Here is a 5,588-nt window from a genome sequence, read left to right as displayed (position 1 = left end):
CGACGAGGCGGCAACCCAGCCGCCCAGAATAGTCTCCCCGCAAGCCGGCGTCAGCTATCCGGTGCGGGCCGGGCAAGCGGGCAGTATCGAATTCAGCGCGGTATCTTCCGCCGGCAACAGCCGCTTGTTCTGGTTTGTCGACGACCATTTCGCCGGCGAGGGCGCTACGCTGCTATGGCCCGCCAAACCCGGCAACTTTCAGGTGCTGGTGGTGGATGGGCAGGGCCGGGCGGCTAAGGTAGAGTTGACGGCGGTGTCCGCGAAATAATATGAGCGCCGAAAAATGCCGAAAGCATGGGGCTCATGTTCTCTGATGCCGCCCCGAGCACTATTGCGGATTGCGGCGTTGATGATCGCAATTTCAACGCGTTCCTTCAGACTGATCACTTTGTTTGGCGTTAGAAGCCGGATTCCAGGAAAATGTTGTCGTGGCGAATAAACCTGTTCTGCGTATTCCAACAACCCGTTTCGATTCAATGCAGGCAATGGATTTCCACCTGTACGAAACACCACAACCGAATGTCGGCTTTTGAGAGTGAATTGTCGCAACCGACCCCTTCCAGACTGTATTCCATAGTACACCTCCATGTATACCATTATCACTGCTAAAGCCGGTGGTTTAAACCTTATGACGATGGAAAATGATCTTGTAAGTTAATTCGCTTGCTATACAATTAACTCTACATCGTAAAGTACGCTGCTTTGTTTTGTCCTGACAAGAGAATTAAACATGAAAAAAATTAGACTATGCAATTCCATGTTGTTTGTTTTATGTTTTTCAATATTTTCCAATTGTTACGCCGAAGATGCTTTAAGTAAATATGAGGAAACTTTAGAGGATGCCGCCGACGCCTTGGATAATTTACGCGCGCTTAATGAGGAGTATGGCGAAATTGTAATGTCTTACCCTATGTTACAGTTCAATGATGGTGTTGAGTTTGATTTAAAAAGAAGTGGCGAGAATTATTTTAATGACGCCAAAACAATGACGCAGGGCGGGGCCGCGCATGCGCTTATGATGGCCAACGTAATTGCGGGTTCGCTACAAGTTAAAAACAACCCCATGGTTTCACAACAATATCAATTGGATTTACAGCAATCTCAAGAGTCTCAGGCCGCCCTAAGGCTTTACAATGCCAAAAAGTCCGCGATTTGTGACGAACGGTGGACACAATATCTCAGTGAAACAGATCCAGATAAAAAAGAAAATAGATTGGTGGCTTATGGTACATGCCTCGAAGAACTAATGCCGGCTGCGGTAGCCGCGCCGCGAATGGATACTGCAATGCCTGCGGCACTGAATGACCCCAAATTAGCTGAAGAAGCTAAATCGCTGTTAAAAGATACTACGTTAGTAAAATCGCCTGGTGAATTATTGTCCGGGATAACTCCTTCGGTCAGTAACCGTGACGCAATCCATGTGGCGGCAGGCGACAAAGCAGTGGAAACAGCCTATCGAATACTTGGTGATCTAAAACGAGCTAACCAATTTAAAGACAAAATGTTATTCATGGCTACTTCCATGGTCTCAGTTAATCCGGGCTGGAGAACAAGGGAAGGTTTTTACGCCAAATTGATGGGCGAAATGGGTATCAGTTATGTCCCAGCTAGATATGAAGCTAAAGAGCGATTTGTTCAGCACGGTTCAATTCCATGCGAAGTGCGTAAAAAAATTGCTCTAAGCAATGGCATGACGTCATTACTAAACGAAAAATGTCAGGCTGCTCAAGAGAGTTTATATTCTTACTTTCCTAACGAATATATTGTCCCGGGAAATGAGGCATTTATGCCTCACCCGGTTGTTGCTGCAGTGTCACCGTTAACAGTCAGTCAAACGTTGGATTTGAGTAATTCAGAGCGTAATGTCATGGAGTTCGCCTTGGCTTTGGCAGGGATACTAAAAGAAATGAATTTGGAGGGGCAAGCCAGTATTTTCGAACAATATGTCCAGTCTAATCAGAGCGATAGTAAGACAAAAACGGTTAACACTGTCGTCAATTCTTATAGCATTAACGGTGGCCAATTCGGATATCAGATTTCACCTCAATTTCAAGGCTTGGATGTGCAAGGGGACAACGAGTCGTCCGCCAACATCTTACAGCCTCAGTCATTTCCAGTATTGTTGTTAATTGGGGTCGATCAAGCCGACTTAAATTTCCGTATGCAAGAATGCAAACAGGGCGACCCTGATATATTAAGATGTGTTGAAGAACAAGATGGAAAGGAAAAAAGAAAATGGAAGTTCGTCGAACCTCAACTGTCAATGAAACAAAATTTTGACTGGCTCAGAACCAAAAAGTATGGTTTTTGGGGTACTATTGGAAATTTCTTTTACGATCCAGGATATTACTTTACTAGTAATGAGCCATCTGATTATATTAAAACTGGTTATGAGTTAAATAAAAAATTCTACAACCTTGACAATAAGTCCTGCAATCAGAGCGATTCAATAGAATGCAAGTCATTGATGCGCAGTAAAAAATTTTTTGAGCTAAAGATGTGGAGCGAGAAGTATCTTTTAGCGACGGAAAGTACCCAAGCCATTCCGCTTGATATTTTGCTGGCTCCTAAGTACATTGAGGAGAAAAAATCGAAAGTCACGCCCACTGCACCTTACATTTCTGAAATAATTCCAAGTAAAATACGCCTAACTAGAAAGGATAAAGTAATTTCGGAAGAAGGCAGTGAGATATTAATATTGGGAAGTGATTTTGGGCAATTGGATATAGATAATATCGTTCTACAAGGTAATTTGACTATCAATAAAAGACAGAAAAATAACAATCAAATTCGACTTTCCGCTTCTGTTAAAGGCGATTCGCCGATTTCATTTAGAATTCCAGTCAAAACTGAAGACAACGGGGAAGAGAAAAATAAATCTCAATACGTATTTACTCCACCAATTGAAGTTGAAGTGATTGATGTTAAATCGACTGATTCGGAATCTGCGAATGGGAAAATAGAATCTTCAACCAATAGCGGCAACGTTAATGTCACAATCGGAAAATAATTTTATACTTCTTATGTTAAATAAGCACCTAGCAAAAAGTTAGCGTGTATTTAGAGCCAAATCCACGGCCAATTTCATCAATGGCCTGTTCCAGTTCATCCTGCGTATATGTTTTGAAAGCTAGCCATTCATATTTCATCTTATGCCACAGCAATTCGATTCGGTTCAACTCAGGACTGTAGGGAGGCAGAAAATAAAATCGCATGCCTTTCTCTTCCAATAAATCCCAATAAGGTTTCAGCTTTTTGGCGGTATGAATGGAGGCATTGTCCAAAATCACCACCATCGGCTTGCTGACGCGTTCGATCAACGCCATCAGAAAGCCAAAGAACCACAGGCCATTGACGCTCTGCCAAAGTTGGGTCAACAGTAGCCGCCCCGATGACAGCAGCGCGCCGATCACATTCATGCGCTGCGCGCGTTTAGCGGTAATGGCATGGACTTCGCCGCGCTTCGTCCAAACCGAACGATTCGGTGGTTGCGGCGCAAATCCGGCTTCATCCACATACGCTAACTCGATATTACCGGCTTCCGCTTGCTTGATCAGTTCTGCGATATCGTGTCTCGCTTGTTCGAAGCGCTCGGGATCTCGCTTTTTTTTAAACTATAGCGCGTGCGCTTCCAGACATAGCCCATGCGTTTCAACTCGTTTCGCAAAGTACCGGCACTGATCGCCACACCGCATTCCGCCGTCAGTCGACTACAGGTCAAGGGTTCTGCCTCAATCCAGCCTTTGAGCTGATTGCGATTCGCGTCCGTTAGTTTACTCGGCGCACCACTGCGCGGCTGATCCGGTAAGCTCGCTAGCCCGTTTCTCCACCACTTCCGCCGCCGCTCACGAATCGCTTCCGGCTTTACACCCTGATGCGCGGCAACCGCAATCACTGTTTGACCATCGGATAACATCAGGATGGTTTGCGCCCGTTCGCGCTCTCGCCAATCACTCCCTTTCTTGACGATTATTTCTAGTTGCTCTCGTTCGGTTTCGCTCAATTCAATCGGTTTTACGCGCATTCCTTTATTTATCGCTCTGTTCAAAACCCTGCTATTCTACTGCACGGCGATTTATTGTTAAGCGCTTAATACCTGAATCCGTGACCTAAAAAACCAAGTAGGCCGGAATAAGCCGGTAGGCGTTTCCGGCAAAGCTTTTGCAAACTGTCGCATTCTGCCGGAAATGCTATCGCTTATTCCCGCCTAAATCTCCATAGCGCGTAGCGGGTTAGTCCAATGGCCGGCCACCGCCGGTCAGCGGCGAATGATTGCAGTTTACTACACATCTGAGTGCGAAAATGACCGCCGTAGTTTGAATCATCGCTCTTTTGGACGGGTGCGATTCAAACTGATGTGGTCGAGTTGTTTTCAAAAAAACCGCAAAGCGGAAAAAGCCGATGGCATGTTGTTAAATTCCCGACTGCCGGGCCGAGACCCGACTTCTAAATGGCTTAGTAGCGTTTCATTAAACATCTATATCGGTTCGAATCGCGCCAATTTTCGGACTGCCAGTGCTGAAAATATAAACTTTGGGTTTATAGTAAGCCGCTATGGATAAATTCAACAACATGCAGGTATTTTGCCGGATTGTCGAGCTGGGCACTTTTTCCGCCGTCGCCAAGGAAATGAAGCTGTCGACCATGATGATCAGTAAATACATGGCGCAACTGGAAGCGTCCCTGGGCGTGGTGCTGTTGAATCGCACCACCCGCAGCCTGAATCTGACCAGCGCCGGCGAAGCCTACTACAATCGCGGCAAACAGTTGTTGGAGGATTTGGCCGAGCTGGAAGCGTCCACCGCCCAGTTGGGCGAAAGGGTCAAGGGGCAGATCAAAATCAGCGCGCCTATCGATTTCGGCGGCATTTACATGGTGCCGGCCATAGAGCAATATTTGCGGAGGTTCCCGGAAGTCAAGGTGTTGATGAGTCTGGACAACAAACCGCCGAATTTGCGCGACGGCAGTTTCGACGTGTCGTTGTTGGTGACCGATAAATTGGACCCCGGGGTGGTGGCGCGCAAGATTGCCGAAACCGAGCTGTGTACCTACGCCTCGCCGGCCTATCTGGCGGAAAAAGGTTACCCCGTTACCATAGACGACTTGGTTCGGCACCAATGTCTGCATTACGTGGACACGCCGCACGGCGATTTCTGGCTGTTTAACGTGGACGGCGAGCAGAAAAAAATCAAAACCGATTGGGTATTGGCCTCCAACAACGGCAGGGCGCTATGCCAAGCGGCGGCCTTGGGCATGGGCATCGTGCAGGCGCCGCATTTGTCGGTGGCGCCTTATTTGCAGAGCGGCGAATTAGTGGAAATTTTGCGCGATTACCGCCGCCCGGCGCTGGCGATTTACGCCACCTATCTGCAACGGCGGTTTTACCCGGCCAAGTTGACCACTTTTATCGATTTTTTGTTGGCTTACTTCGAGCGTTAAAGCGCTGCATTCTCACGCCAGCTCGACAGTAACCGTCCGTGCTGCTCCCGGTCCGGCAGGCCGGGTCTTGCCCCCATTCGGGTGCAGCAATAGGCGCCGGCCGCGCTGGCGAAATATAAAATATCCGGCCAGGCCATTTTGGCGGCCAC

At 47.4% G+C, this 5,588-nt stretch carries 5 protein-coding genes; 3 read left to right on the top strand and 2 right to left on the bottom strand.

Annotation, left to right across the window (positions count from 1 at the left end; all coding sequences use genetic code 11):
* Window positions 1–268 (top strand): hypothetical protein (locus tag NP596_RS19495; RefSeq protein WP_256617068.1); only part of this gene is annotated, 268 nt, incomplete at its 5' end.
* Between the two features lie 462 nt (window positions 269–730).
* Window positions 731–3,010, top strand: coding sequence for a hypothetical protein (locus tag NP596_RS19490; protein WP_256617067.1), 2,280 nt, complete (start codon window positions 731–733; stop codon window positions 3,008–3,010).
* A gap of 28 nt (window positions 3,011–3,038) precedes the next feature.
* On the opposite strand, the gene NP596_RS19485 is transcribed toward NP596_RS19490, so the two are convergent.
* Complete coding sequence (locus NP596_RS19485) at window positions 3,039–3,554, bottom strand: IS630 family transposase (RefSeq protein ID WP_256617069.1); 516 nt, start codon at window positions 3,552–3,554, stop codon at window positions 3,039–3,041.
* Window positions 3,554–4,048 carry a helix-turn-helix domain-containing protein gene (locus tag NP596_RS19480; RefSeq protein ID WP_256617066.1) on the bottom strand — a complete coding sequence of 165 codons (495 nt, stop codon included), beginning with the start codon at window positions 4,046–4,048 and terminating at the stop codon, window positions 3,554–3,556. Before NP596_RS19480 ends, NP596_RS19485 begins: the two co-directional genes overlap by 1 nt.
* Before the next feature lie 506 nt (window positions 4,049–4,554).
* Between NP596_RS19480 and NP596_RS19475 the strand changes: the two genes are divergently transcribed.
* Window positions 4,555–5,439 (top strand): LysR family transcriptional regulator, encoded by an 885-nt coding sequence (locus NP596_RS19475; RefSeq protein WP_256617065.1) that lies wholly within the window; start codon window positions 4,555–4,557, stop codon window positions 5,437–5,439.
* Window positions 5,440–5,588: the final 149 nt, after the last annotated feature.

The sequence above is a fragment of the Methylomonas rivi genome, from assembly GCF_024505165.1.
Lineage (GTDB): Bacteria > Pseudomonadota > Gammaproteobacteria > Methylococcales > Methylomonadaceae > Methylomonas > Methylomonas rivi.
Note: the sequence above shows the minus strand (reverse complement) of the source record. Positions and strands in the feature narration are given on the sequence as shown.